Source organism: Pseudothauera rhizosphaerae (assembly GCF_004801305.1).
Classification (GTDB): Bacteria; Pseudomonadota; Gammaproteobacteria; order Burkholderiales; family Rhodocyclaceae; genus Pseudothauera; species Pseudothauera rhizosphaerae.
The window spans coordinates 148,414-172,863 of sequence record NZ_SSOD01000005.1 but is presented as its reverse complement, the minus strand read 5'-3'; the positions used below and the strand labels follow the sequence as shown (position 1 = coordinate 172,863).

25 protein-coding genes are annotated in these 24,450 nt (G+C 68.7%); 12 read left to right on the top strand and 13 right to left on the bottom strand.

Annotated elements, in window-relative coordinates; genetic code table 11:
* Positions 1-84 precede the first annotated feature (84 nt).
* Genes E6O51_RS08155 through E6O51_RS08130 form a run of 6 tightly spaced genes read left to right on the top strand, consistent with a single transcriptional unit; the run spans position 85 to position 7,312 of the window.
* The gene (locus tag E6O51_RS08155) at positions 85-1,698 is read left to right on the top strand and encodes an ABC transporter substrate-binding protein (RefSeq protein ID WP_136384482.1); all 1,614 of its coding nucleotides are present in this window, start codon (positions 85-87) and stop codon (positions 1,696-1,698) included.
* A gap of 52 nt (positions 1,699-1,750) precedes the next feature.
* Positions 1,751-3,370, top strand: coding sequence for an ABC transporter substrate-binding protein (locus E6O51_RS08150; protein WP_168735221.1), 1,620 nt, complete (start codon positions 1,751-1,753; stop codon positions 3,368-3,370).
* A 30-nt stretch (positions 3,371-3,400) separates the two neighbouring features.
* Positions 3,401-4,390, top strand: a complete 990-nt coding sequence (locus E6O51_RS08145) for an ABC transporter permease (protein ID WP_136384480.1) — start codon at positions 3,401-3,403, stop codon at positions 4,388-4,390.
* Between the two features lie 12 nt (positions 4,391-4,402).
* Positions 4,403-5,239 carry an ABC transporter permease gene (locus E6O51_RS08140; protein WP_136384479.1) on the top strand — a complete coding sequence of 279 codons (837 nt, stop codon included), beginning with the start codon at positions 4,403-4,405 and terminating at the stop codon, positions 5,237-5,239.
* A 7-nt stretch (positions 5,240-5,246) separates the two neighbouring features.
* Positions 5,247-6,308, top strand: coding sequence for an ABC transporter ATP-binding protein (locus E6O51_RS08135; RefSeq protein ID WP_136384478.1), 1,062 nt, complete (start codon positions 5,247-5,249; stop codon positions 6,306-6,308).
* Positions 6,305-7,312, top strand: a complete 1,008-nt coding sequence (locus E6O51_RS08130) for an ABC transporter ATP-binding protein (protein ID WP_136384477.1) — start codon at positions 6,305-6,307, stop codon at positions 7,310-7,312. Before E6O51_RS08135 ends, E6O51_RS08130 begins: the two co-directional genes overlap by 4 nt.
* 6 nt (positions 7,313-7,318) lie before the next feature.
* Here E6O51_RS08130 and E6O51_RS08125 read toward each other — a convergent pair whose 3' ends face one another.
* From E6O51_RS08125 to E6O51_RS08065, 13 genes are all read right to left on the bottom strand, one after another.
* Positions 7,319-7,792, bottom strand: coding sequence for a DUF6152 family protein (locus tag E6O51_RS08125; protein WP_136384476.1), 474 nt, complete (start codon positions 7,790-7,792; stop codon positions 7,319-7,321).
* 76 nt (positions 7,793-7,868) lie between these two features.
* Entirely contained in the window at positions 7,869-8,294 is a 426-nt protein-coding gene (locus E6O51_RS08120; RefSeq protein ID WP_211091357.1) for a hypothetical protein, read from the bottom strand.
* Positions 8,295-8,297: 3 nt separating this feature from the next.
* The gene (gene lipA, locus E6O51_RS08115; RefSeq protein ID WP_136384475.1) at positions 8,298-9,245 is read right to left on the bottom strand and encodes a lipoyl synthase; all 948 of its coding nucleotides are present in this window, start codon (positions 9,243-9,245) and stop codon (positions 8,298-8,300) included.
* Positions 9,246-9,292: 47 nt separating this feature from the next.
* The gene (lipB, locus tag E6O51_RS08110) at positions 9,293-9,958 is read right to left on the bottom strand and encodes a lipoyl(octanoyl) transferase LipB (RefSeq protein WP_211091356.1); all 666 of its coding nucleotides are present in this window, start codon (positions 9,956-9,958) and stop codon (positions 9,293-9,295) included.
* Positions 9,955-10,167, bottom strand: a complete 213-nt coding sequence (locus E6O51_RS08105) for a YbeD family protein (protein ID WP_230976740.1) — start codon at positions 10,165-10,167, stop codon at positions 9,955-9,957. The genes lipB and E6O51_RS08105 overlap by 4 nt, the downstream gene beginning before the upstream one ends.
* A gap of 70 nt (positions 10,168-10,237) precedes the next feature.
* Positions 10,238-11,095 carry a D-amino acid aminotransferase gene (locus tag E6O51_RS08100; protein ID WP_136384473.1) on the bottom strand — a complete coding sequence of 286 codons (858 nt, stop codon included), beginning with the start codon at positions 11,093-11,095 and terminating at the stop codon, positions 10,238-10,240.
* A gap of 35 nt (positions 11,096-11,130) precedes the next feature.
* The gene (locus E6O51_RS08095; RefSeq protein ID WP_136384472.1) at positions 11,131-12,258 is read right to left on the bottom strand and encodes a D-alanyl-D-alanine carboxypeptidase family protein; all 1,128 of its coding nucleotides are present in this window, start codon (positions 12,256-12,258) and stop codon (positions 11,131-11,133) included.
* A gap of 124 nt (positions 12,259-12,382) precedes the next feature.
* Positions 12,383-13,261 carry a septal ring lytic transglycosylase RlpA family protein gene (locus E6O51_RS08090; protein ID WP_136384471.1) on the bottom strand — a complete coding sequence of 293 codons (879 nt, stop codon included), beginning with the start codon at positions 13,259-13,261 and terminating at the stop codon, positions 12,383-12,385.
* An 11-nt stretch (positions 13,262-13,272) separates the two neighbouring features.
* Positions 13,273-14,415: a rod shape-determining protein RodA gene (gene rodA, locus E6O51_RS08085; RefSeq protein ID WP_136384470.1), complete on the bottom strand. Its 1,143-nt coding sequence runs from the start codon at positions 14,413-14,415 to the stop codon at positions 13,273-13,275.
* Positions 14,412-16,295, bottom strand: a complete 1,884-nt coding sequence (gene mrdA / locus E6O51_RS08080; protein WP_136384469.1) for a penicillin-binding protein 2 — start codon at positions 16,293-16,295, stop codon at positions 14,412-14,414. The genes rodA and mrdA overlap by 4 nt, the downstream gene beginning before the upstream one ends.
* Positions 16,296-16,307: 12 nt before the next feature.
* Positions 16,308-16,829: a rod shape-determining protein MreD gene (mreD, locus tag E6O51_RS08075; protein WP_136384468.1), complete on the bottom strand. Its 522-nt coding sequence runs from the start codon at positions 16,827-16,829 to the stop codon at positions 16,308-16,310.
* 3 nt (positions 16,830-16,832) lie between these two features.
* Positions 16,833-17,732 (bottom strand): rod shape-determining protein MreC, encoded by a 900-nt coding sequence (mreC, locus tag E6O51_RS08070; protein WP_136384467.1) that lies wholly within the window; start codon positions 17,730-17,732, stop codon positions 16,833-16,835.
* Between the two features lie 59 nt (positions 17,733-17,791).
* Entirely contained in the window at positions 17,792-18,835 is a 1,044-nt protein-coding gene (locus E6O51_RS08065) for a rod shape-determining protein (protein ID WP_136384466.1), read from the bottom strand.
* A gap of 161 nt (positions 18,836-18,996) precedes the next feature.
* On the opposite strand from E6O51_RS08065, the gene gatC reads away from it, so the two are divergent.
* The 6 genes from gatC to E6O51_RS08035 all read left to right on the top strand — a co-directional run bounded on the left by gatC (position 18,997) and on the right by E6O51_RS08035 (position 24,440).
* On the top strand, positions 18,997-19,284 hold the full coding sequence (gene gatC, locus E6O51_RS08060) for an Asp-tRNA(Asn)/Glu-tRNA(Gln) amidotransferase subunit GatC (RefSeq protein ID WP_136384465.1): 288 nt from the start codon (positions 18,997-18,999) through the stop codon (positions 19,282-19,284).
* A 34-nt stretch (positions 19,285-19,318) separates the two neighbouring features.
* Positions 19,319-20,767 (top strand): Asp-tRNA(Asn)/Glu-tRNA(Gln) amidotransferase subunit GatA, encoded by a 1,449-nt coding sequence (gene gatA / locus E6O51_RS08055; RefSeq protein WP_136384464.1) that lies wholly within the window; start codon positions 19,319-19,321, stop codon positions 20,765-20,767.
* Between the two features lie 3 nt (positions 20,768-20,770).
* A complete protein-coding gene (locus tag E6O51_RS08050) occupies positions 20,771-21,295 on the top strand; it encodes a hypothetical protein (RefSeq protein ID WP_136384463.1) in 525 nt (174 codons plus the stop codon).
* Positions 21,296-21,319: 24 nt separating this feature from the next.
* Positions 21,320-22,789: an Asp-tRNA(Asn)/Glu-tRNA(Gln) amidotransferase subunit GatB gene (gene gatB, locus E6O51_RS08045; RefSeq protein WP_136384462.1), complete on the top strand. Its 1,470-nt coding sequence runs from the start codon at positions 21,320-21,322 to the stop codon at positions 22,787-22,789.
* Between the two features lie 14 nt (positions 22,790-22,803).
* Positions 22,804-23,613: an AraC family transcriptional regulator gene (locus E6O51_RS08040; protein WP_136384461.1), complete on the top strand. Its 810-nt coding sequence runs from the start codon at positions 22,804-22,806 to the stop codon at positions 23,611-23,613.
* Between the two features lie 176 nt (positions 23,614-23,789).
* Positions 23,790-24,440, top strand: coding sequence for a LysE family translocator (locus tag E6O51_RS08035; protein WP_168735220.1), 651 nt, complete (start codon positions 23,790-23,792; stop codon positions 24,438-24,440).
* Positions 24,441-24,450: the final 10 nt, after the last annotated feature.

Below are 24,450 nucleotides of genomic sequence, written 5' to 3'. Positions count from 1 at the left end.
AAAACGCTCCGCGGATCATGCGCCGATTGCTGCATCACCCTGCTCACGCCCAAGGCGGAGTTCCCAACCGGAGTCAGTTCCACGATGAGATCTGCAACCCTTCCAAGAATCGCGGCCATACTGGGTCTCGCCCTTGCCATGGCCGGATTCGGTCCCGCGACCGCGCAAACCGTGGGCGATACCCCGGTGCGCGGCGGCATTCTGAACGCCAACATCCAGACCGAGCCGGTCGGCCTCAACTCGGCCATCAACCCCACCATGTTCATCGGCGAAGTCGCCAGCAAGATCATGGAAGGCCTGGTGGCGTTCGACGCCGATCTGAAACCCGTCCCGGCGCTGGCGACCCGGTGGGACGTCTCGCCCGACGGCCTCACCGTGAGCTTCGATCTGCGCAAGGGCGTCAAATGGCACGACGGCAAGGACTTCACCGCCGCCGACGTGGAATTCACCCTCAAGGAAGTCTGGCAGAAGCTGCATCCGTTCGGCAGATCCGCCTTCGGCAACGTGACGGAGGTGGAGACGCCCAACCCCCACAGGATCGTCCTGCGGCTTTCCGCGCCCGCGCCCTACCTGCTGAGCTACATCAATGCCTACGGCGCCCAACTGCTGCCGAAGCACCTCTACGAAGGCACGGACATCGTCAACAACCCCTACAACCTGAAGCCCGTCGGCACCGGACCTTTCGTGTTCAAGGAATGGGTCAAGGGCAGCCACATCCGCGTGGAGCGCAACCCCGACTACTGGCAGAAGGGCCAGCCCTATCTCGACGGCATCGTTTTCAGGTTCATTCCCGACGCGGCAGCCCGCGTGGTGGCCCTGCAGTCGGGAGAAGTGGACGTCTCCGTCGGTTCCGCACTGCCCGCGACCAGCCTGGGCCAGTTCGGCGACGCCTCCAAATATGCCTTCAACCTGATCGAAGGCAACTATCTGGCGACCATCGCCTTTGCGCAGTTCAACGTGCGCAACGCGCCCCTGAGCGACAAGCGCGTGCGCCAGGCCTTGGCGCACCTCATCGACAAGGATGCGCTGCTGAAGGTGGTGTATCTGGGCTACGGCAAGGTCGCCACCGGCCCCGTGCCTTCGTCCATCGCGAACTACTACACCTCCGATACCCGCCGCTATCCGCCCGATCCGGAACGCGCGGCGCAATTGCTGGACGAGGCCGGCTACAAGGCCGACGCGAACGGCAGGCGTTTCAAGCTGCGCATCATCACCGCCGCCGGCAATACGCAGAACGCGCGCACGGCGGAATTCATCAAGCAGGCCTTGGGCAAGGTCGGCGTGGACGTGGAAATACAGGTGCCGGATTTCGCCACCTTCCTGCGCCGGGTATTCACCGAGCAGGACTACGACCTGATGGTCTCCAGCATGCACCGCATGCCCGATCCCACCCTTGGCGTGCAGCGCATCTTCTGGACGCAGAACATCCGCAAGGGCGTGCCGTGGACCAACGGTTCCGGCTACTCCAACCCCAGGCTGGACGCCATCATGGAGCAGGCCGCCAGGGAAGCGGACGAAACGAAGCGCAAGGCGCAAATCCGCGAATGGCAGCAGATCGTGCAGGAAGACGTGCCGCTGCTCGAACTCGTCGAACCCCAGTGGTACACGGTTTCCACCGTGCGTTTCAGGAAACTCGCGCTGCAGGGCGACGGCCTTTTCTCGAACTGGGCGGATGCCTGGCTGGAACCGAAGAAATAGCCCTGGCCCGCAAGGGCATCGAAGCACCCTCGAACTTGAACGGAGATCATCCATGCAATCCCGGCGGTTTCTGAAGCTGGCAGCCGTGCTGGGCCTCGCCCTCGGCGTGGCCGCCTCCCACCCTTCGATCGCGCAGACCGTGGGCGACGCCCCGGTGCGCGGCGGCATCCTGAACGTCAACATCCCGACCGAGCCGGTGGGCCTCAATTCCGGCATCAACACCACCATGTTCATCGGCGAGGTAGCCAGCAAGATCCAGGAGGGCCTGATCGCCTTCGACGCCGATCTGCAACCCGTCCCGTCGCTGGCGACCCAGTGGGAGGTCTCGCCCGATGGCCTCACCGTGAGCTTCGATCTGCGCAAGGGCGTCAAATGGCACGACGGCAAGGATTTCACCGCTGCCGACGTGGCGTACACGCTGAAGGAGGTCTGGCAGAAACTGCACCCCTTCGGCAGATCCGCCTTCGGCAACGTGACCAAGGTGGAAACGCCCAACTCGCACAGGATCATCCTGACGCTCTCCGCGCCCGCGCCCTACCTGCTCAACTACATCAATGCCTACGGCGCGCCGGTACTGCCCCGGCACCTCTACGAAGGCACGGACGTGGTCAACAACCCGTACAACCAGAAGCCCGTGGGCACCGGGCCCTTCGTGTTCAAGGAATGGGTGAAGGGCAGCCACATCCGCCTGGAGCGCAACCCCGATTACTGGAAGGCGGGCCAGCCCTTCCTCGACGGCATCATCGTCAAGTTCATACCCGACGTGTCCGCCCGCGTGGTGGCCCTGCAGTCCGGCGAAGTGGACGTGGTGGTGGGCAACGCCCTGCCCGTGACCAGCCTCAGGCAGTTCGAGGACAAGTCCAGATACACCATCAACCTGATCGACGGCAATTATCTGGCGACCATCGCCTTCGCCCAGTTCAACGTGCGCAGCGCGCCCCTGAACGACAAGCGCGTGCGCCAGGCCTTCGCCCATGCCGTGGACCGCAACGCGCTGCTGAAGGTGGTGTATCTGGGCTACGGCAAGATCGCCACCGGCCCCGTGCCTTCGTCCGTGACGAAGTACTACACGCCCGACACCCGCCAGTACGCCTTCGACCCGAAGCGCGCGGCGCAACTGCTGGACGAGGCCGGCTACAAGGCCGGCGCGAACGGCAAGCGCTTCAGGCTGCGCCTCATCCACGACGGCGCCGCCGGCAGCCCGCTCAGCACGCGCACGGCGGAATTCATCAAGCAGGCCCTGGCCAAGGTCGGCGTGGACGTGGAACTGCAGGCGCCGGATTTCGCCACCATGCTGCGCCACGTGTTCACCGATCAGGACTACGACATCCTGGTGTCCAGCATGCATCGCCTGCCCGACCCCACGCTGGGCGTGCAGCGCATCTTCTGGACGCAGAACATCCGCAAGGGTGTGCCGTGGACCAACGGCTCCGGCTACTCCAACCCGCACCTGGACGCCATCATGGAACAGGCCGCCAAGGAGCCGGACGAGCAGCGGCGCAAGGCGCAGATCCGCGAATGGCAGCAGATCGTGCAGGAAGACGTGCCGCTGCTGGAACTGGTCGAACCCGTGTGGATCACCGTGTCCTCGGCGCGCTTCAAGAAACTCGCGCTGCAGGCGGACGGCCTCTTTTCCTCCTACGCGGACGCCTGGCTGGAACCCAGGAAATAGACGCCGCCGGAAGGATCGGGAAGAGCACGCATGACGAGAAACCGGATTCCCGCCGTCGCCAGGTTCCTGCGTCGCCGCATCTGGCAGGTGGTGCCGGTCGTATTCGGCATCGCCCTGCTGAACTTCCTGATCCTGCAGCTCGCACCGGGGGACGTCGTGGACGTCCTCGCGGGCGAGGCGGGTGCCGCCACGCCCGAATACATGGCGCAGTTGCGCGCCAGTTTCGGCCTGGACAGACCCCTGCCGGTCCAGCTCGCGTATTACCTGAAGAACACCGCGATGCTGGATCTGGGCTTTTCCTTCCGGCAGAACATGCCGGTGCTGCAACTGATTCTGGAGCGGCTGCCCGCCACGCTGCTCCTGATGATCGCCGCCATGGGCTGCGCGGTCGTGTCGGGGGTGGTGCTGGGCGTGATCTCCGCGCGCTTCGTGCATCGCGCCGCCGACCGCGCCGTTTCGGTCTTCGTGCTGGTCACCTACGCGCTGCCGACCTTCTGGCTGGGCCTGATGGCGATCGTGCTCTTCTCCGCCAGGCTGGGGTGGCTGCCTTCCAGCGGCATGACGGACATCGGCGCCGATCTGGGCGGCTTCGAATATCTGTGGGACGTGGCCAGGCACACCGTGCTGCCCGCGCTCTCGCTGGCCACCTTCTATCTCGCCGTCTACACCAAGCTGGTGCGCACCGCCATGCTGGAATATTTCGGCGCGGACTTCATCCGCACGGCGCGCGCCAAAGGGGCGACGGAAACGCGCATCACGCTGTTTCACGCCCTGCGCAACGCCCTGCTGCCGCTGATGACCATGCTCGGCCTGCAGCTCGGCTCCATCCTGAGCGGCGCGGTGCTGGTGGAATCCGTGTTCAGTTGGCCGGGCCTGGGGCGGCTGGCGTTCGAATCCATCCTGGCGCGGGACTTCAACCTGCTGCTGGGCATCCTGCTGTTCAGTTCGGTGATGGTCACCATCCTCAATATCTTCGTCGACGTGGTCTATGCCGTTCTCGACCCGCGCATCGAGCTTTGAGCGGCTGAAACGATGTATCCGGCCCTCCTGAAGGAACTGCTGAGAAACCGCTCCGCCCTGACGGGGCTGATCCTGCTCGCTCTCGTGATGTGCGCCGCCACCCTGGGCCACGTCTGGTTTCCCGGCGATCCGTGGGACATGGTCGGCACGCCCATGCTGTGGCCCGGCGAAGACCCCGCCAACCCCCTGGGAACGGACATCATGGGCCGGGACATGGCGACCGGCCTCGTCTCCGGCGCCAAGGTGTCGCTGCTGATCGGCCTCGTCAGCACGCTGATCTCCGCCGTCGTCGGCATCACCTTCGGCGCCCTGGGCGGTTTCTACCGGGGCTGGATCGACGCCTTCCTGATGCGCGTCACCGAACTGTTCCAGACCGTGCCGCAGTTCGTGCTGGCGGTGGTGCTGGTCGCCATCTTCAAGCCTTCCGTCGCCACCGCGACCTTCGCCATCGGCATCGTCTCCTGGCCGCCCACCGCGCGGCTGGTGCGTTCCGAATTCCTGCTGCTGCGCGAACGGGAATTCATCCAGGCCGCCCGCACCCTCGGCATGGGCGATGGGCGGCTCATCCTCACGCAGATCCTGCCCAACGCCCTGCCGCCGGTCATCGTCATCGCCGCGCTCAACATCGCCACGGCCATCCAGACCGAGGCTGCGCTCTCCTTCCTCGGCCTGGGCGACCCCAACGTCATGAGCTGGGGCACCATCATCGGCAACGGCCGCGAGCAGGTGGTGGACGCCTGGTACATCTGCGGACTGCCGGGGATCGCCATCGTGATCATCGTGCTGGCGTTCAGCCTGCTGGGCGAGGGGTTGAACGACACCCTGAATCCGCATCTGAAGGAAAGGTGAGGCGCCCATGGCCGATCTTCTCGCCATCCAGGGATTGCGCACCTGGTTTCACACCCGGGCGGGCGTGGCGCGCGCCGTCAATGACGTCAGCTTCGCCATCCAGCCGGGCGAAACGCTCGCACTGGTGGGGGAAAGCGGCAGCGGCAAATCGGTGACAGCCTACTCCATCCTGCGCCTCATCAACGAGCCCGGCCGCATCGAAGCAGGGAAGATCCTGTTCAACGGCACGGACCTGCTGAAACTCGACGACAAGGGCATTCGCAGCATCCGCGGCGATCGCGTCGCCATGATCTTCCAGGAACCGCTTTCCGCCTTCAATCCCGTGCAGACCGTCGGCGCGCAGATCGTCGAGGCCATCCGCCTGCATCGGCGCATCGGCCGCCGCGCGGCCTACCACCGCGCCATGGAATTGCTGGAACAGGTGGGCATTCCCTCCCCCGCCAAGCGGGTGCATGAGTTCCCCCACCGGCTTTCCGGCGGGATGCGCCAGCGCGCGATGATCGCGCTGGCGCTCGCCTGCGAGCCGGATTTGCTGATCGCCGACGAACCGACCACGGCACTGGACGTGACCACGCAGGCGCAAATCCTGAAACTCCTGAAATCCCTGCAGGCCGAGAACGGCATGGGCCTGTTGCTCATCACGCACGATCTGGGCGTGGTCGCCGAGACCGCCGACCGCGCCGCCGTCATGTACGCGGGCCGCGTGGTGGAAGAGGGCCTGGTGGCGACCTTGTTCACCCGCCCCTTCCATCCCTATACGGCGGGCCTGCTCGCCTCGGTGTCCATCGACGACCTGCCGCCGGGTGCGCGTCTGCCGGAGATTCCGGGCACCGTGCCCTCCCTCCTCGTCATGCCGCGGGGTTGCGCCTTCGCCGAGCGCTGCCCGTACGCCGCCGGCACGGACGGCTGCCTCGACCACGCGCCGGCTTTTCTGCCGGTCGCAGACGATCACCGCGTGGCCTGCTTCCGGACGCCTCCAACGCCAAGGCCCCCGCTGCACGCGGAGGCAACGGGCGAGGCCGCCGGCGCCCTTCTTCCGCTGGATGCAGCGGCAAGGGTCGTGGCATGAACACCGCAGCTCGGCGGAGGACGGAAACGGGGGCGGACGGCCGGCGGGACGGCGCGGAAGAAAAGCCGCTTCTGGAACTGCGGCAAGTGGTCAAACGCTTCGACACCGGCGCCGGCACGGTGCACGCGCTGGAAGGCGTCAGCCTGTCCATCCGGCGCGGCGAGACCCTGGGCCTGGTGGGGGAAAGCGGCTGCGGCAAGTCCACGGTCGCTCGCCTGGTGATGGACCTGTACCCGCCGACCTCCGGCACGGTGCATTTCGACGGGAAAGACATCGCCAAAGCCGGCCGGGACGCGAGAAAGGCTCGCCATGCCCGCCTGCAGATGGTCTTCCAGGACCCCTTTTCCTCCCTCAACCCCCGCCACCGCATCGGCCGCACGCTGGAAGAACCGCTGATCATCCACCGCCGCGGCAACCGGAAGGAGCGGGCGGAGCGCGTGGCCTGGCTGCTGGAGCGCGTGGGCCTCAAGCCGGACGCCGCGCAGCGCTACCCCCACGAATTCTCCGGCGGCCAGCGCCAGCGCATCGGCATCGCACGCGCGCTGGCCCTGCGTCCCGAACTCATCGTCTGCGACGAGGCGGTCTCCGCGCTGGACGTGTCCATCCGCGCGCAGGTCCTCAATCTGCTGCTCGACCTGCGCAAGGACTACCGGGTCGCCTACCTGTTCATCTCCCACGATCTTTCCATCGTCCGCCACATGTCCGACCGCGTGGCCGTCATGTATCTGGGCAGGATCGTGGAGATCGCGCCGCGGGACGATCTCTGGCGCGAGCCGCGGCACCCCTACACCCGTGCGCTGATGTCCGCGATTCCCCGCGTGCATCCCGAGCAAAGAAACGGCGCGCGCATCACGCTGCAGGGCGACCTGCCCAGCCCGCTGAACCCGCCCGCCGGCTGCCGCTTCCAGACCCGCTGCCCCTTCGCCGCACCGCGCTGCCGGGCAGAAGAACCCATCCTGTACCCTGCCACAGGCGAACACTGGGTCGCCTGCCATTTCGCCTGACGGAAATCAAACCGGCGCGGAGCGCAGGCCATAGGCGCGCCCGGCGTGGAACAGGTACTCCACGCGCATGAAGGGCGGCACGTTGTCCATGCGCAGGACGTAGCCCACCGCCTCCACCCGCTCGCCGGTGCCGATCTCCGGGATGCGCCAGGCGTTGATGCGGAACAGCGGCGCCAGTTCCAGCGTCCATTCGCCGCCCAGGCGCGGCGGCAGGCGGGTGCGGGCGAGCAGCGCGGCGCCGTCCACGTTGGCGCTCTGGGCGGGCAGCGGCCGGCCCTTCAGGTCCGCGGGCAACGCCAGCGGGTCGTCGGGGGCGACGACCAGTTCCACGTGGGGGTTCTGCCACTTCGCACGCTTCACCGTGCCGGCCACATACATGGGCGTGGCGGTGTCGAAGCCGCTCCAGCCGTGATGGGCGCGGGCGAGCAGTGGAGCGGTGCCGGCGGCGGCAACACCGAGCAGGAACAGGCGGCGATCCATGGCGCACTCCAGACCGATGCGGGGCGATGTCCTTTCGATGGCGCGAGCGTCCCGGAGTTCGCCGCCCCGGGGCAATTCAGATGTAGGCGATCAGCCGGCCGGCAACGATCACCGCCAGCCACAGCAGCAGGGAGCCAGCGACCTGCAGGCGGGCGGTGGCGTCAACGCGGACGAGGCCGCCGCGGGCGTGGAACAGGGCGGCGTTGAGCCCGGCGGCCATCAGCAGCAGCATCTTGGCGCGGAAGGCGGGATGGACGAGCAGGGTGTCCGTATCGGCGGCGAACATCAGCAAGCCGCTCGCCGCGGCGAGGCCGAAGCCGGCGAGCGAAACCGGCAGCGCGAGCCGCGCCAGCGCGGGGAGCGGCAGGGCGCGGGCGAGGCCCAGCACCCGCAGTTCCAGCACCACCAGGCTGCCGACCAGCAGCGCGATGCCGGCGATGTGTACCACTTCCAGCGCCGGCCAGGCCCACAGGGAGCCGCGCAGCCAGTCGCCGTAGCTCAACGGTCAGACCACCCCGGCGCCGTGGGCCTGCTGATCGGCCCAGTAGGAAGAACGCACCATCGGGCCGCAGGCGGCGTTCCTGAAGCCCATGGCCAGCGCCTCGCGCTCGAACATCTTGAAGGTGTCCGGATGCACGTAGCGCAGCACCGGCAGGTGGCCGCCGGAGGGTTGCAGGTACTGGCCGATGGTGAGCATGTCCACGTCGTGGGCGCGCAGGTCGCGCATGACTTCGAGGATTTCCTCGTCGGTCTCGCCCAGGCCGACCATGAGGCCGGACTTGGTGGGCACCTCGGGGCGGCGGGCCTTGAATTCCTTCAGCAGCTTCAGCGACCAGGCGTAGTCCGCGCCGGGGCGGGCCTGCTTGTAGAGGCGCGGCACGGTTTCCAGGTTGTGGTTCATGACGTCGGGCGGGGCCTGGTCGAAGATTTCCAGGGCGATCTCCATGCGCCCGCGGAAGTCCGGCACCAGCACCTCGATGGCGGTCCTGGGCGAGGCGGCGCGGGTTTCGCGGATGCAGTCCACGAAGTGCTGGGCGCCGCCGTCGCGCAGGTCGTCCCGGTCCACCGAGGTGATCACCACGTAGTTGAGGCGCATGGCGCCGATGGTGGCGGCGAGTTCGCGCGGTTCATCCGGATTGAGCGGCTCGGGACGGCCGTGGCCCACGTCGCAGAAGGGGCAGCGCCGGGTACAGATGTCGCCCATGATCATGAAGGTGGCCGTGCCCTTGCCGAAGCATTCGTGGATGTTGGGGCAGGAGGCTTCCTCGCACACGGTGTGCAGCTTGTGGCCGCGCAGGGTGGTCTTGATCTCGTTGAAGCGTTCGGCTTCCTGGCCGGCGCCGAGCCTGATGCGGATCCACTCGGGCTTCTTGAGCCGTTCGGCGGGGACGATCTTGATCGGGATGCGGGCGGTCTTGTCGGCGCCGCGCTGCTTGCGCACGGGGGTTTCCATGGAGGCAGTCTCGGTGATTCTGCGGGGGTGGGGCGTATTGTGCCCTGTTATGGGTTGGCCGGGGCAGTGGGGGTATCCGCGGGCACGGCCACGGGTGGCAGCAGGCGCTGCAGATGGCCGAGCAGGCGCTCGCCCGCCGCGGCCACGTCCTCGTCGACCCCGAAATCCTTCAGCCGGATGGTTTGCAGGCCCTCGTAGCCGCAGGGGTTGATCCAGCCGAAAGGGGCCAGATCCACATCCACGTTGAGCGCCAGGCCGTGGTAGCTGCAGCCGTTCCTGACCCGCAGGCCGAGGGCGGCGACCTTGGCGCCGTCGATGTACACGCCCGGTGCACCGGCCTTGCGTTCTGCGGCGAGGCCGTAGTCGGCCACGCAGTCGATCAGGGCCTGTTCCATCAGGTGCACCAGCTCGCGCACCTTGAGGCGGCGGCGGGCGAGGTCGATGAGCAGGTAGGCCACGAGCTGGCCGGGGCCGTGGTAGGTGATCTGCCCGCCCCGGTCGATGTGGACCAGGGGGATGCCGGACTCGCGCCCGGCCGGCAGCAGGTGCTCGGGCCGGCCGGCCTGGCCCAGGGTGTAGACGGGCGGGTGTTCCAGCAGCCAGATTTCGTCGCCGGTGTCGTCCGTGCGCGCGGCGGTGAAGTGCTGCATGGCCTCCCAGGCCGGGGCGTAGTCCACCCGGCCGAGGCGCTTCACCAGCGGGGCACCGCTCACAGCACCACCTTGACCATGGGATGCGAGGTCAGCTCGCGGTACAGGGCGTCCACCTGCTCCTGGGACACGGCGCGGAAGGTGCAGGTCACCGACAGGTAGTTGCCCTTGGCGGAGGGGCGCATCTCGGCGGTGGCGACGTCGAAATCCGGCGCGTGGCGCTGCACCACTTCCACCACCACCTGGGCGAAGCCTTCCACCCGCAGGCCCATGGCCTTGATGGGGAAGTCGCAGGGGTATTCGATCAGGGTCTGGCGGCCCTGGATTTCGTCGGGCGTGTTGTCAGCCACTGCGCATCACCGTGTTCTTGAAGTCCTGATACCAGGCGTACATCTGCCGGCCCACCGGGCCGGGCCTGCCGCTGCCCACCGGGCGGCCGTCCAGCGTGGTGATCGCCAGCACTTCCTTGGTGGAGGACGTCATCCAGATCTCGTCCGCGCTGCGCACCTCGTCCTCCAGGATCTCGCGTACCTGGTGCGGCTGGCCGTGGCGTTCGGCCAGTTCCAGCACCACGTCGTAGGTGATGCCGGGCAGCATGAGGTGGCTCTTGGGCGGGGCGAGCACGACGCCGTCGCGGACGATGAAGATGTTGGAGGCCGAGCCTTCGGTGAGGAAGCCGTCGCGGAACAGCACGGTCTCCGCACAGCCGTGGTCCACCGCCTGCTGGCGCAGCAGGCAGTTGGCGAGCAGGGCCACGGTCTTGAGGTCGCAGCGCAGCCAGCGGAAGTCCGCCGCGCCGACCGCGGCCACGCCGGTTTCGAGCTGGGCGGCGGGCGGGGTGACCAGCTCCTCGCTCATCAGGAATACGGTGGGGCGGATGGGCACGGGGAAGGCGTGGCTGCGCTTGTCGTCCGCGCCGCGGGTGACCTGCAGGTACACCGACTGGTCCTCCCACGCGTTGCGCGCGACGATCTCCCGCACGATCTCCGCCCACCCGGCCGCGCCGTGGGGGTCGGGCAGGCGCAGCGCGGCCAGCGTGCGGGCCAGGCGCGCCAGGTGCTCTTCCAGGCGGAAGGGCCGGCGCGAATAGACCGGGATGACCTCGTAGGCGCCGTCGCCGAACAGGAAGCCACGGTCCATGGGCGACACGCGGGCCTCCCGCAGGGGCAGGTAGCGGCCGTCGAGATGGCAGATGCTCATGCGTGCCTCCCCAGGGTTCTCCGCGCCCGGCGGGCTCAGAGGCTCTTGATCCACATCACCAGCGCGTCCCACAGGCGGCCGAAGAAGCCGGCCAGCGGCACTTCCTGCAGCGCGGCCACGGGATATTCGCCGAGCACGCGGCCGTCGAGGGCGAGCTGCATGGTACCGACCTGCTGGCCCTTCTGCACCGGCGCCACCAGCGGCTGCTGGCTGGTCAGCGTGGCGGTGATCTTGTCGGCCTGGCCCTTGGGCAGGGACATGACGAAATCGCTGGTGAAGCCCACCGGCACTTCCTTGCTCTTGCCCTTCCAGATGCGGAACTCGCTCAGCGCCTGTTCGGCCGCATACAACTGCACCGTGTCGAAGAACTGGAAGCCGAAGTTGAGCAGCTTGAGGGATTCCTGGGCGCGGATGGCGTCCGAGTCGGTGCCGGCCACCACCGAGATCAGGCGGCGCGAGCCGCGCTGGGCGGACGCGATCAGGCAGTAGCCGGCGCCGGCGGTGTGGCCGGTCTTGATGCCGTCCACGGTGCCGTCCAGCCACAGCAGGCGGTTGCGGTTGGGCTGGGTGATCTTGTTGTAGGTGTATTCCTTCTCCGAGTAGAGCGGGTAGTACTCGGGGAAGTCGCGCACGATGGCCGCGGCGAGCACGGAGAGGTCCCGCGCCGTGCTGTAGAGCTGCTCGTCGGGCAGGCCGGTGGCGTTGGTGAAGTGGGTGTCGGCCATCCCCAGGCGGCGCGCCTCGCGGTTCATCAGTTCGGCGAAGGCCTGCTCGCCGCCGGCCACGAGTTCGGCCAGGGCCACGCAGGCATCGTTGCCCGACTGCACGATCACGCCGCGCAGCAGTTCGCCGACCGTGGCCGGTTTGCGCGGCTCGATGAACATGCGCGAGCCTTCCTGCCGCCATGCGTTCTCCGACACCGGCACCGGCTGGTCGAGGGCGATGGTGCCGGCCCTGAGGGCGGAGAAGGTGACGTAGGCGGTCATCAGCTTGGTGAGGGAGGCCGGTTCGATGCGGGCATCCGGCTCGTGGGCGGCGAGCACTTGGCCGGTGGCGTGGTCCAGCAACAGCCAGGCACGGGCGGCGAGTACCGGCGCGGGCACGTTCTGGGCGGAAGCGGTGAGGGCGAACAGCGAAAGCAGCAGGGGCAGGATGAAACGCATGGGCTACGGAAACCTGTGGAATGGCGGGGGAATATGGAAAACGGCGCGAAGAACGGCGAGCGGGAAGGGCGGAAACGATACACGCCCCGAAGCAGACCGGGACGCCCATGGTTGGTTCAAAGTGTTACCGGACGAGCAGGTAGGGCTGCAGGCCGAGCACGCGCGCGACCTGCTCGGCCACGCCGCGCGCCTCGCCTTCGCTGCTCCAGGGACCGAGGTGCAGGCGGAAGCGCGCCCCGTCGGCCACCAGCAGCAGGCGGTCGGACAGCCCGGCCAGTTCGCGCTGCACGCGGGTCTTCAGGTCTTCGGCGTTGCTGCGCTCGGCGAACACGCCGAGCTGCAGGTAGACCCCTTCACCCGGCACGGCATTCACGGACGGCTGCGCGGCTGCCGTCTGCACCGCGTCGAATCCGGCGGCGCCCGGCACCAGGGCCTCCACCTCCACCTCCGCATGCCCGGCATTGACGTAGCCGAGCCGGTTCGCCGCGGCGTAGGACAGATCGATGATGCGCCCGCGCAGGAAGGGTCCGCGGTCGTTGATGCGCACCACCACCGAGCGCCCGTTGGCGAGACTGGTCACGCGGGCGTAGCTCGGGATGGGCAGCGTCGTATGGGCGGCGGTCATGGCGTACATGTCGTAGGGCTCGCCGCTGGACGTGGGCTGGCCGTGGAAGCGCCGCCCGTACCAGCTCGCCGTGCCGCGCTGGCGGAAAGGTTTCACCGCGGTGGCCGGCACGAAGTTCTGCCCGAGCGCGCTGTAGGGCCGGTTGGCGTAGCGGTGCAGCGGCTCCGCGCGCGGCACCGCATCGGCGACGCGGTCGAGGTCGGGCGGCGGATTGGCGCCGGGGCCGTCGTTCTTGTAGTAGCCGCCGCCCTGGGGCCCGGCGCCGGCGGAGTCACCCACGCGCGGGGTCGACCCGCAGGCGGCCAGCACCAGGCACAGCACCGCGGCGGCAAGCAGGCCGGCGCGCGATTGGACGGTCGGGGCAAGGCGTGTGTTCATGGCGGCTCGGGTCAGTCCGGAGTGCTCACCCGATGGCGGTGGATGCTCATCAGGATACCGACGCCCAGGCACAGTGTCACCAGCGCGGTACCGCCGTAGCTGATGAAGGGCAGCGGCACGCCCACCACCGGCAGGATGCCGCTGACCATGCCCATGTTGACGAAGGCATAGGTGAAGAAGATGGTGGTGATGGCCCCCGCGAGCAGGCGGGAGGCGACGGAGGGCGCACGCATGGCGATCTGGTAGCCGCGCACCAGCAGCAGGATGTACACGCCCAGCAGCGCCAGCGCGCCGACCAGGCCGAACTCCTCGGCCAGCACCGAGAAGATGAAGTCGGTGTGGCGCTCCGGAATGAAGGCGAGGTGGGTCTGGGTGCCATCCATCCAGCCCTTGCCGAACAGGCCGCCCGAGCCGATGGCGATCGTGGACTGGATGATGTGGAAGCCCTTGCCGAGCGGGTCGCGGGTCGGATCGAGCAGGGTGCACACGCGCTGCTTCTGGTATTCGCGCAGGCCGTGCCAGTCCACCCCGGGCTGGCACAACTGGTCGCCGAACAGCACGATCGCCCCCAGCCCGAGCAGGCCGAGCAGGAGCATGGGAACGATCAGCTTCCACGACAGGCCGGCGTAGTAGATCACGTAGATGCCGGCGGCGGCCACGAGCAGGCTGGTGCCCAGGTCGGGCTGCTGCACGATGAGGCCCACCGGCACGGCCAGCAGCACGCCGGCGACGACGAAGGTCTGCAGGTTGGCGACCCCTTCCCGCTGCTGGAAATACCAGGCCAGCATCAGCGGCACGGCGATCTTCATCAATTCGGAAGGCTGGATGCGGGTGACGCCGATGTGCAGCCAGCGCTGGGCGCCCTTGGAGGTCTCGCCGAAGGCCGCCACCGCGAACAGCAGGATCACGCCCAGGGCGTAGAGCGGCACCGCCAGGTTCATCAGGCGCTGCGGCGACAGGCGGGCCGCCACCCACATGGCGCCCAGCGCCACCCCGGTATTGACGAGCTGGGCCTGCTGGCGCTCGGGCGAGGCGGAGAGCATGAGCAGGAAGGAGGCGCCCAGCAGCACCGCGAGGATGCCGAGCAGCACCGGGTCGATGGGGCGCACCAGGCCGCGGATCAGGTTGAAGGGGTGGAAGCGGTTGTCGGTCACTGGACGTCCGCTCCTTCCGCGTCCTCGCTGGCCGGCTGTTCGGGCTTGCGGCCGAGCAGATGGTAGTCGATCACCTGGCGCGCGATGGGTGCGGCCGACTGGGAGCCGAAGCCGCCGTTTTCCACCAGCACCGCCAGCGCGATGGTCGGCGCCTCGGCCGGGGCGAAGGCGATGAACAGCGAATGGTCGCGCAGGCGCTCGGCTACCTTGCCTTCCTCGTAGCGCTGCCCGCGCAGGGAGTAGACCTGGGCCGTACCGGTCTTGCCGCCCGCGGCGTAGGGCGCGCCGGCGAAGGCGCGCGCGCCGGTGCCGGTCTTGTTCACCTCCACCATCGCGCGCCGCACCGCCTCCACGTGGCGCGGATCGAGCTCGATCTGCCGCACCGGTCGGGGCTCCACCGCCCGCCGCACGCCGCTGCCCGCATAGACGACGTGGCTCACCAGGTGCGGCCGGAACAGGCGGCCGCCGTTGACCATGGTCGCCACCGCATTGGCGAGCTGCAGCGGCGTGTAGGCGTTGTAGCCCTGGCCGATGCCCACCGAGATGGTCTCTCCGCCGTACCAGCGCTGCTGCTCGGGCTTGCGGAAGCGGTTGCGCTTCCATTCCGGCGAGGGCAGCACGCCCTCGGCCTCGCCCGGCACGTCGATGCCGGTGCGCGCGCCGAAGCCGAACTGGCTCATGAAGCCGGCGATGTTGTCGATGCCCAGGTCGTTGGCCAGCGAATAGTAGTAGGTGTTGCTGGACACCACGATGGACTCGTGCAGGTTCACGCTGCCCCGGGCCTTGTGATCCATGAAGCGGTGGCCGCCGTAGATGAAATAGCCCGGATCGGGCACGCGCTGTTCCAGCGTGCGCTTGCCGGTGGTCAGGCCCGCAAGCGCCATGAAGGGCTTGAAGGTGGAGCCCGGCGGATAGGCGGAGTAGATGGCGCGGTTGAGCAGCGGCAGGTCCTCGGACTCGTTGAGCGCCTGCCAGTCCTTGGTGGAGATGCCATCCACGAACAGGTTGGGGTCGAAGGTGGGCATGGACACCAGCGCCAGCACGCCCCCGGTGGCGGGGTCGATCGCCACCAGGGCACCGCGCCGGTTGCCGAAGGCGTGTTCGGCAACCTGCTGCAACTCGACGTCCAGGGTCAGCTCCAGGTCGTTGCCGGGCAGCGCCGTCTGGCTGGCGAGCAGGCGTACCGCGCGTCCCCCGGCGTTGACCTCCACCTGCTCGAAGCCGGTGGTGCCGTGCAGATCGGCTTCGTAGGACAGCTCCAGCCCGGCCTTGCCGATGTGGTCGGTGCCGCGGTAGTTGGCGGCTTCGCCGCGCTCCTCGACGCGCTGCTGGTCGCGCTCGTTCATGCGCCCGATGTAGCCGATCAGGTGCGAGGCCACCGGCCCCAGCGGATAGTCGCGGAACAATCGAGCCTGCACCTCGACGCCGGGGAAGCGGTAGCGCTGCGCCACGAAGCGAGCGACCTCCTCGTCGGTGAGGCGGGTACGGATCGGCACGCTCTCGAAGTTGCGGCTCTCTTCCAGGATCTTGCGGAAGCGGGCACGGTCGCGCGGCAGGATGTCGATGATCTCCGCCAGCGCGTCTATGGTCTCGTCCAGCCTGCGCACCTGGGAGGGGTTGATCTCCAGCGTGTAGGCCGCATAGTTGCGCGCCAGCACGGCACCGTTGCGGTCGGCGATGGTGCCGCGGTTGGGCACCACCGGCAGCAGGGCGATGCGGTTGTCCTCGGCGCGGGTGTGGAAATACTCGTGGCGCACCACCTGCAGATGGTAGAAGCGCCCGGCCAGCACCGCGAAGCAGGCCAGGATGAACAGCAGCGACACCACCACGCGGACGCGGAAGCCCTGCAGTTCCTGGTCGGGCGAGCGGAACTCGGTCATCGCGCGGCCAGCTCAGATGGGCCGGTGCTCATCGCGCTCCACCGGCTGGTACTGCGGCAGCAGCAGCAGGAAAGTGAGCGGCACCCACAGCACGGCTCCGCTGAAGCTGGACAGGAAGTACCACCAGCCCGGGAACTCGGCGCCGGCCACCAGGCGCACCAGCACCATCAGCATCTGGCCGATCAGCAGCAGCGGCAGCACGTGCAGCGCCTGTTCCAGCGGCGGGAACCACAGCACGCGGCGCGACAGCGCCGTGGCCAGGTAGGCGATCACCACGTAGGCCAGCGCATGCTGGCCCATGGCCGCGCCGAGGCCGATGTCCACCAGCAGGCCGAGCAGGAAGGCCGTGCCCATGCCCACCTTGAGCGGTTCGCGGATGCACCAGAAGGCCAGCACCAGCGCCACCCAGTCGGGCACGGCGGGCAGCAGGCCGGTGGGGATGTAGCGCAGGCCGACCGCCACGATCAGGCTGAGCCACACGAACCAGAACTTGACCGGCAGCAGGATGCGGCTGGAACGGTTGGTCGGCTGCACGGGTCAGGACCTCCCCGGCGGCGCGGCCGGCGCTTTCTGCGCGGAGGGCGGAGGCGGCGGCAGTTCGGCGCGCCCGACCACCAGCACCTGGATGCTGCTTTCGATGCCGGCGGCCGGCTCGCAGGCGATGCTGTTGAAGGCCTGGCCCTGGCTCTCGCGCTCCACGCGGGAGACGGTGGCCACCGGCAGGCCGGACGGGAACACGCCGTCCAGCCCGGAGGTGACCAGTTCGTCGCCCGGCACGATGTCCGCGCCGGCGAGCACGAAGCGCATTTCCAGCCGTCCCTGCCCGCTGCCGAACAGCACGCCGCGCAGGCCGTTGCGCACCACTTCGACCGCGATGGCCTGGTTCTTGTCGGTGAGCAGCGTCACCTCGGCCTGCACCGGATAGACGCGCGTCACCTGGCCGATCACGCCGCGCGCATCGACCACCGCCAGCCCGGCTTCCACGCCGTGCTGGGTGCCGCGGTTGAGGATGACCTTGCGCGCGAAGGGATCGGGAGCGTTGTAGAGGATTTCCGCGCTGACGCTCTTCAGCGGCACGCGCTCCGCCATCTGGACCAGGCCGCGCAACTGCTCGTTCTCGCGCTGCAGATGGTCGAAGCGCAGCAGCAGTTGCGCCGCGTCGAGCAACTGGCGGCGCAGCTCGGCGTTCTCCATCTGCACTTCGATCAGGGTGGCGAAATAGTGCGATGCGTTGAGTACGAAGTCGGCGGGCGCGGCCGCCGCCATCTGCAGCGGATAGGTGACCACCGAGATGCCCTGGCGCAGCACGTCCAGGTAGCGGAACTTGATGTCCGCCACCATCATCGCCAGGCATATGGAGACGAGCAGGATCAGGCGGGCGAGCGGAGTGGGGCCTCGCCGGAAGATGGGGGGCGCCTGATGACCGACCAGGGACATGTCTTGCGTCTATCTCTCGGCGGCAGGCCGGGCCCGTGGGAGCGGGCCCGTCGCGGGTGTTACTCGGAAGCGAAGATGGACGCCAGCTTGTCCATCTTCTCCAGCGCGAGGCCGCAACCGCGCGCCACGCAGGTCAGCGGCTCGTCGGCGACGATGACCGGCAGGCCGGTCTCTTCCATCAGCAGGCGGTCCAGGTCGCGCAGCAGCGCGCCGCCGCCGGTCAGCACCATGCCGCGGTCGGCGATGTCGGCGCCCAATTCCGGCGGAGTCTGCTCCAGCGCGATCTTGACCGCGGAGACGATCTGGTTGAGCGGTTCGTTGAGGGCTTCCAGGATCTCGTTGGAGGAAATGGTGAAGGAACGCGGAATGCCCTCGGCCAGGTTGCGGCCCTTGACCTCCATCTCACGCACCTCGGAGCCGGGGAAGGCGGAGCCGATTTCCTTCTTGATGTTCTCGGCGGTGGTGTCGCCGATCAGCATGCCGTAGTTGCGGCGGATGTAATTGACGATGGCGTCGTCGAACTTGTCGCCGCCCACCCGCACGCTGCCGGCATAGACCATGCCGCCCAGGGAGATCACGCCCACCTCGGTGGTGCCGCCACCGATGTCCACCACCATGGAGCCGGTGGCGTCCGACACCGGCAGCCCGGCGCCGATGGCCGCGGCCATGGGTTCCTCGATCAGGAACACTTGCGAAGCGCCGGCCGCCAGGGCCGCGTCGCGGATCGCGCGGCGTTCCACCTGGGTGGAGCCGCAGGGCACGCAGATGATGATGCGCGGGGACGGAGAGAACAGCCGCGAGTCGTGCACCCGCTTGATGAACTGCTTGATCATCTGCTCGGTGACGACGAAGTCGGCGATCACACCGTCCTTCATGGGGCGGATCGCGGTGATGTTGCCGGGGGTCTTGCCGAGCATCTGTTTGGCCGCGTGGCCCACCGCCTGGATGGTGCGCTTGGCGTTGGGGCCGCCTTCGGTGCGGATCGCCACCACCGAGGGCTCGTCGAGCACGATGCCCTTGCTGCGCACGTAGATCAGGGTGTTGGCGGTGCCGAGGTCGATGGCCAGGTCGTTGGAAAAATAGGAACGCAGGAAGCCGAACATAAAATTGGTCCGAGGCCGACAGGGTGGCGACAGGTGGCGAGAAATACGAAAACGGCCCGGGGGTCGCCCCACCCCCCAACGGGGAACGGGCGGCCGGGCAGGCCCAAAGACGGTTATGATAACCTACAAACCTTTGTGGCTTAAGCAGGTTTTGTTTCCCCATGTCGCTTTCCCTCGAACAGGTCCGGCACGTTGCGCGGCTCGCCCGGATCGAACTCACCGACGCCGACGCCGAGGCCACCCTGGCCAAGCTCAACGGCATTTTCGGACTCATCGAAGAGATGCAGGCGGTGGACACCGCCGGGGTCGAACCCATGAGCCATCCCCAGGACCTCGCCACCCGGCTGCGGGACGACGCGGTCACCGAAACCGACCGCCGCGAAGCCTTCCAGCGCATCGCGCCGCAAACCGAAAACGGCCTCTACCTGGTGCCCAAGGTCATCGAGTGAGCCGCCCCGCGCTCCTGTTCGCCCCTTCCCTGACATGATCAACGCTTCCGTCACCGCCCTGCGCCGCGCCCTCGACGCGCGCGAGATTTCCGCCGTCGAACTGGCCACCCTGTTCCTGGACCGCATCGACTCGGCCAACCCCGGGCTCAACGCCTTCATCACCGTGGACCGGGAAGGGGCGCTCGCCGCCGCCCGCGCCGCGGACGCCCGCATCGCCGCCGGCACCGCCGGCCCGCTCACCGGCATCCCCATCGCCCACAAGGACGTGTTTTGTACCGAAGGCGTGCTGACCTCCTGCGGCTCGAAGATGCTGGCCAACTTCGTCAGCCCCTACGACGCCCACGTGGTGAGCCTGCTGAAGGAAGCCGGCACCGTGATGCTGGGCAAGACCAACATGGACGAGTTCGCCATGGGCTCGTCCAACGAGAACTCCCACTACGGCCCGGCCCGCAACCCCTGGGACGCGACCCGCGTGCCCGGCGGCTCCTCCGGCGGTTCGGCGGTGGCCGTGGCCGCGCGCCTGGCGCCCATCGCCACCGGCACCGACACGGGCGGCTCGGTGCGCCAGCCCGCCGCGCTGACGGGCGTGACCGGCATCAAGCCCACCTACGGCGTGTGTTCCCGCTACGGCATGGTGGCCTACGCCTCCTCCCTGGACCAGGCCGGCGCCTTCGGGGCCTCGGCGGCCGACTGTGCCGCGCTGCTGACCGCCATGGCCGGCTTCGACCCGCGCGACTCCACCAGCCTGGAGCGCCCGCGGGAGGACTACACCCGCGATCTCGACCACCCCCTCGCCGGCCTGCGCATCGGCCTGCCGAAGGAGTTCTTCGGCCCCGGCATGGCCGATGACGTGCGCGCCGCCATCGAAGCGGTCCTGGCCGAGTACCGCAAGCTGGGTGCCACCACGGTGGACGTCAGCCTGCCCAACGCCAGGCTGGCGATTCCGGCCTACTACGTCATCGCCCCGGCGGAAGCCTCCAGCAACCTCTCCCGCTTCGACGGCGTGCGCTACGGCCACCGCGCCGCGGAATACGGCGACCTCGCCGACATGTACGGCAAGAGCCGCGCCCAGGGCTTCGGCGCCGAGGTCAAGCGCCGCATCCTGGTGGGCACCTACGTGCTCTCCCACGGCTACTACGACGCCTACTACCTGAAGGCGCAGAAGCTGCGCCGCCTCATCGCCCAGGACTTCCAGGCTGCCTTCGCCCGGTGCGACGTCATCGCCGGCCCCACCAGTCCCACCACGGCCTGGGCCATCGGCGAGAAGAGCGACGACCCGGTGCAGATGTATCTGTCGGACATCTACACCATCGCGGTAAACCTGGCAGGCCTGCCCGGCCTGTCTCACCCGGCCGGCTTCGGCGCCGGCGGCCTGCCGGTGGGCCTGCAACTGATCGGCGACTACTTCGCGGAAGGCCGCCTGCTCAACGCCGCCCACCGCTACCAGCAGGCCACCGACTGGCACACCCGCCGGCCGGCCTGAGCCATGCGCGTGCCCGGTTTCGGCCCCCGCTCCGCCGCAGCGCTCGCCGCGCTGCTGCTGGGCGCCTGCGCCACGCCGCCGCCACCGGCGCCGGCGGAATCCAAGCCGGATGCCGACGCCGCAATGCCGTCCGAGAAGATACTCGCCAAGCCCTCGACTGCCCGCCGCCAGTTGAAGCCCATGCCGGTACGCCCCCTGGACGTGAAGGCCGACTGCCGCTTCAAGGACGAGGTCGGCTACGCCGCCAGTGCGCGCGTGCACGTGGCCAAGGCCGAGGTGCGCGACTTCGCCGCCACGGTGGACGTGCCCAAGCGCGGCAGTTGCCAGTTCGACATGAACGGCTTCAGGCAGGTGAAGAAGGAACCCCACGTGGAACTGCGTGCCGCCGACGGCTGCACGGTGCGCATGTGGGAACAGGGACAGCAGGTCACCGTGTCCTTCGCCCAGTGCGCCAGCCGCTGCAGCAGTGGCACTTTCGAATATGTCTGGCCCATCCTCATCAACCGGCGCAACGGCCGCTGCGGATAGGCCCCTGCAACAACGGAAACGACCATGAGCAGAACCGATTGGGAAGTCGTCATCGGGCTGGAAGTCCACGCCCAGCTCAACACCGCCTCCAAGATCTTCTCCGGCGCCAGCACCGCCTTCGGCGCCGAGCCCAACCGCCAGGCCAGCGCGGTGGACATCGCCCTGCCCGGCGTGCTGCCGGTGCTGAACCGGGGCGCGGTGGAGCGCGCCATCCGCTTCGGCCTCGCCATCGGCGCCCACGTGGCGCCGAGGAGCGTGTTCGCCCGCAAGAACTACTTCTACCCGGACCTTCCCAAGGGCTACCAGATCAGCCAGTTCGAACTGCCGGTGGTGCAGGGCGGGGCGATCACCATCACCGTGGGCGAAGGCGACAAGGCTTACGAGACGATGGTGAACCTCACCCGCGCCCACCTGGAAGAGGACGCCGGCAAGAGCCTGCACGATGACTTTCACGGCATGAGCGGCATCGACCTCAACCGTGCCGGCACGCCGCTGCTGGAGATCGTCTCGGAACCGGACATGCGCTCCTCCGCGGAAGCCGTGGCCTACGCCCGCACGCTGCACGCCCTGGTGCGCTGGATCGCCATCTGCGACGGCAACATGCAGGAAGGGTCCTTCCGCTGCGACGCCAACGTCTCCGTACGCCGCCCCGGCGGCCCGCTGGGCACCCGGCGCGAGATCAAGAACCTGAACTCCTTCCGCTTCCTGCAGCAGGCCATCGACTACGAAGTGCAGTGGCAGATCGCCACCCTGGAAGACGGCGGCAGCATCCAGCAGGCCACCGTGCTGTTCGACCCGGACACGGGCGAGACCCGCATGATGCGCAGCAAGGAAGACGCCCACGACTACCGCTACTTCCCCGACCCGGACCTGCTGCCGCTGGTGATCTCCCCCGAGTGGATCGCCCGCGTGCAGGGCGAGATGCCGGAACTCCCCGGCGCCATGAAGGCGCGCTTCGTGGCGGAACTGGGCCTGTCCGCCTACGACGCCACCACGCTGACCGCGAGCAAGGAGATCGCCGCCTATTACCAGGCCGTCATCGACGCCGCCAGCGTGGCGCTGGCGAAACCCTGCGCCAACTGGGTCATGGGCGACCTGGCCGCGCGCCTGAACAAGGCGGAGCTGGACATCGCCGACTCGCCGGTCTCCCCCGCGCAACTGGCCGGCCTGGTGCGCCGCATCGCCGACAACACCATCTCCAACAACATCGGCAAGAAGGTGTTCGAGGCCCTGTGGAACGGCGAGGGCGGCGCAGGCGCGGACGCCGCCGACCGCATCATCGAGGCCCAGGGCCTCAAGCAGGTCACCGACAGCGGCGCCATCGAAGCCATCGTGGACGAGGTGCTGGCGGCCAACCAGAAGTCGGTGGAGGAATTCCGCGCCGGCAAGGAGAAGGCCTTCAACGCCCTGGTCGGCCAGGTCATGAAGGCCAGCCGCGGCAAGGCCAACCCGGCCCAGGTCAACGACATCCTGCGCGCCCGGCTGGGCGGCTGAGGCCAAAACCCGGCATGGCGACGGACACCCGCTTCTGGCGCTGCGCCGAACTGCCTTTCGCGGAAAGCCGGCGGGCCTGCGCCAGCCGCGCCTGCTACCGCCCGCACACCCACCCCACGCTGTCCATCGGCTGCGTGGACGCAGGCAGCAGCCTGTTCACCGCCGCCGGCACCACCACGCCCATCGCCACGGGCACGGTGGTCCATGTGCCGCCGGAATGCCTCCACGCCTGCAATCCCGCCCCCGGCGCGGCATGGAGCTACCAGATGCTGCACCTGGACGCGGCCTGGGTGGACGCCGTGCGCCGCGAGGCCGGGTTCGACGCGCCCGCCGGACGGCCCGAAAGCGCCGCAATCTCCACCCGCCCCGCCGACTATGCACACTTCCGCCGGCTCAACGCGCTGCTGTTCTCCGCCGCCGGGCCGCGGGAGAAGGAAGCCGCCCTGATCGAATTCATCGGTGCGCGCTACGCCGCCCATGTGTGCCGCATCGGCGGGGCACCGGTCGGCGCCGCAGCAAGGCGGGGCGTGCACAAGGCCCAGCAACGGCTGCGGGAGGATTGCGCCGCCGATCTGCCCCTCGCCGAACTGGCGCAGGCCGCCGGCATGAGCCGCTACCAGCTCATCCGCGCCTTCCGCGCCGCCACCGGCCTGACCCCGCACGCCTGGCAGCTCAACCTGCGCATCCAGCACGCCCGCGCCCGGCTGCGCGCGGGGGACGATCTGGCCGAGCTCGCCTACCGCCTCGGCTTTGCCGACCAGAGCCATTTCCAGCGCGTGTTCAAGGCCCACGTGGGCGTCACGCCGGGCCGCTACCGGGCTTAGCGACACCGTTCGGGCTGAGCCCGTCGAAGCCCGATGCGTGCCTATGCCCTTCGACAGGCTCAGGGCGAACGGTATTGGGTTGCTGGGTTCAACAGGCGCGCAATTTCCTTCAAGACCGGCCGCCGCCGCGCGCCGCAGACTCTCCGGACTCGCCCCGCATGCGCCGGAGTTTCCCCTTGCTGCAACAGTTCATCCTCGTCGCCGGCATCCACTTCCTCGCCCTGCTCTCGCCCGGACCGGATTTCTTTCTCATCGCGCGCACCGCGCTGGCGGGCGGATGGCGCCGCGCCACCGGCGTGTGCCTGGGCATCGCCCTGGCCAACGGCGCCTGCATCGCGCTCGCGTTCGGCGGCCTCTCCCTGCTGCGCCCCGGCAGCACGCTCTTCGTGGTCCTGCAAGGGGCGGGCGCCCTCTATCTGCTGCACCTGGGCCACCTGTTCGTCCGCCACGCGGGGCAGGCCGCGCTGCGCCACGACGCCATGGCCGGCGGCACCGCCGGCCCGGCGCCGTCCGGCCCGTCGTGGCGGCAGGGGCTGGGCATGGGCCTGCTGTCCGGCATGCTGAATCCGAAGAACGCCCTCTTCTACGCCAGCCTGGCGGCCATGCTGGCCGGCACCGGCACGCCGGCCTGGCGCCTGGCCTGCGGGCTGTGGATGTTCTGCGCGGTGCTGGGCTGGGATCTGCTGGTCGCGCTGGCCATCGGCCACCGCGCCGTGCTGGCGCGCTTCTCCCGCTGGCTGCCGGCGCTCGAACGGATCACCGGCGCGGCGCTGGTCCTGCTCGCGCTGGCGATGCTGGGCTCCCTCGCCTTCGCCGTCGCCGGCTGAACGCGGCACG

Coding starts and splice junctions, on each gene's coding strand:
- gatB (WP_136384462.1), top strand. CDS start 21,320: ATGAGCAGAACCGATTGGGAAGTCGTCATCGGGCTGGAAGTCCACGCC.
- lipA (WP_136384475.1), bottom strand. CDS start 9,245: ATGGAAACCCCCGTGCGCAAGCAGCGCGGCGCCGACAAGACCGCCCGC.
- E6O51_RS08155 (WP_136384482.1), top strand. CDS start 85: ATGAGATCTGCAACCCTTCCAAGAATCGCGGCCATACTGGGTCTCGCC.
- mrdA (WP_136384469.1), bottom strand. CDS start 16,295: ATGACCGAGTTCCGCTCGCCCGACCAGGAACTGCAGGGCTTCCGCGTC.
- E6O51_RS08090 (WP_136384471.1), bottom strand. CDS start 13,261: ATGAACACACGCCTTGCCCCGACCGTCCAATCGCGCGCCGGCCTGCTT.
- E6O51_RS08130 (WP_136384477.1), top strand. CDS start 6,305: ATGAACACCGCAGCTCGGCGGAGGACGGAAACGGGGGCGGACGGCCGG.
- E6O51_RS08140 (WP_136384479.1), top strand. CDS start 4,403: ATGTATCCGGCCCTCCTGAAGGAACTGCTGAGAAACCGCTCCGCCCTG.
- E6O51_RS08135 (WP_136384478.1), top strand. CDS start 5,247: ATGGCCGATCTTCTCGCCATCCAGGGATTGCGCACCTGGTTTCACACC.
- E6O51_RS08145 (WP_136384480.1), top strand. CDS start 3,401: ATGACGAGAAACCGGATTCCCGCCGTCGCCAGGTTCCTGCGTCGCCGC.
- E6O51_RS08040 (WP_136384461.1), top strand. CDS start 22,804: ATGGCGACGGACACCCGCTTCTGGCGCTGCGCCGAACTGCCTTTCGCG.
- E6O51_RS08105 (WP_230976740.1), bottom strand. CDS start 10,167: ATGGGCCTGCGGGTGGAAGGCTTCGCCCAGGTGGTGGTGGAAGTGGTG.
- E6O51_RS08100 (WP_136384473.1), bottom strand. CDS start 11,095: ATGAGCATCTGCCATCTCGACGGCCGCTACCTGCCCCTGCGGGAGGCC.
- gatA (WP_136384464.1), top strand. CDS start 19,319: ATGATCAACGCTTCCGTCACCGCCCTGCGCCGCGCCCTCGACGCGCGC.
- E6O51_RS08125 (WP_136384476.1), bottom strand. CDS start 7,792: ATGGATCGCCGCCTGTTCCTGCTCGGTGTTGCCGCCGCCGGCACCGCT.
- E6O51_RS08050 (WP_136384463.1), top strand. CDS start 20,771: ATGCGCGTGCCCGGTTTCGGCCCCCGCTCCGCCGCAGCGCTCGCCGCG.
- E6O51_RS08095 (WP_136384472.1), bottom strand. CDS start 12,258: ATGCGTTTCATCCTGCCCCTGCTGCTTTCGCTGTTCGCCCTCACCGCT.
- mreC (WP_136384467.1), bottom strand. CDS start 17,732: ATGTCCCTGGTCGGTCATCAGGCGCCCCCCATCTTCCGGCGAGGCCCC.
- E6O51_RS08065 (WP_136384466.1), bottom strand. CDS start 18,835: ATGTTCGGCTTCCTGCGTTCCTATTTTTCCAACGACCTGGCCATCGAC.
- gatC (WP_136384465.1), top strand. CDS start 18,997: ATGTCGCTTTCCCTCGAACAGGTCCGGCACGTTGCGCGGCTCGCCCGG.
- E6O51_RS08150 (WP_168735221.1), top strand. CDS start 1,751: ATGCAATCCCGGCGGTTTCTGAAGCTGGCAGCCGTGCTGGGCCTCGCC.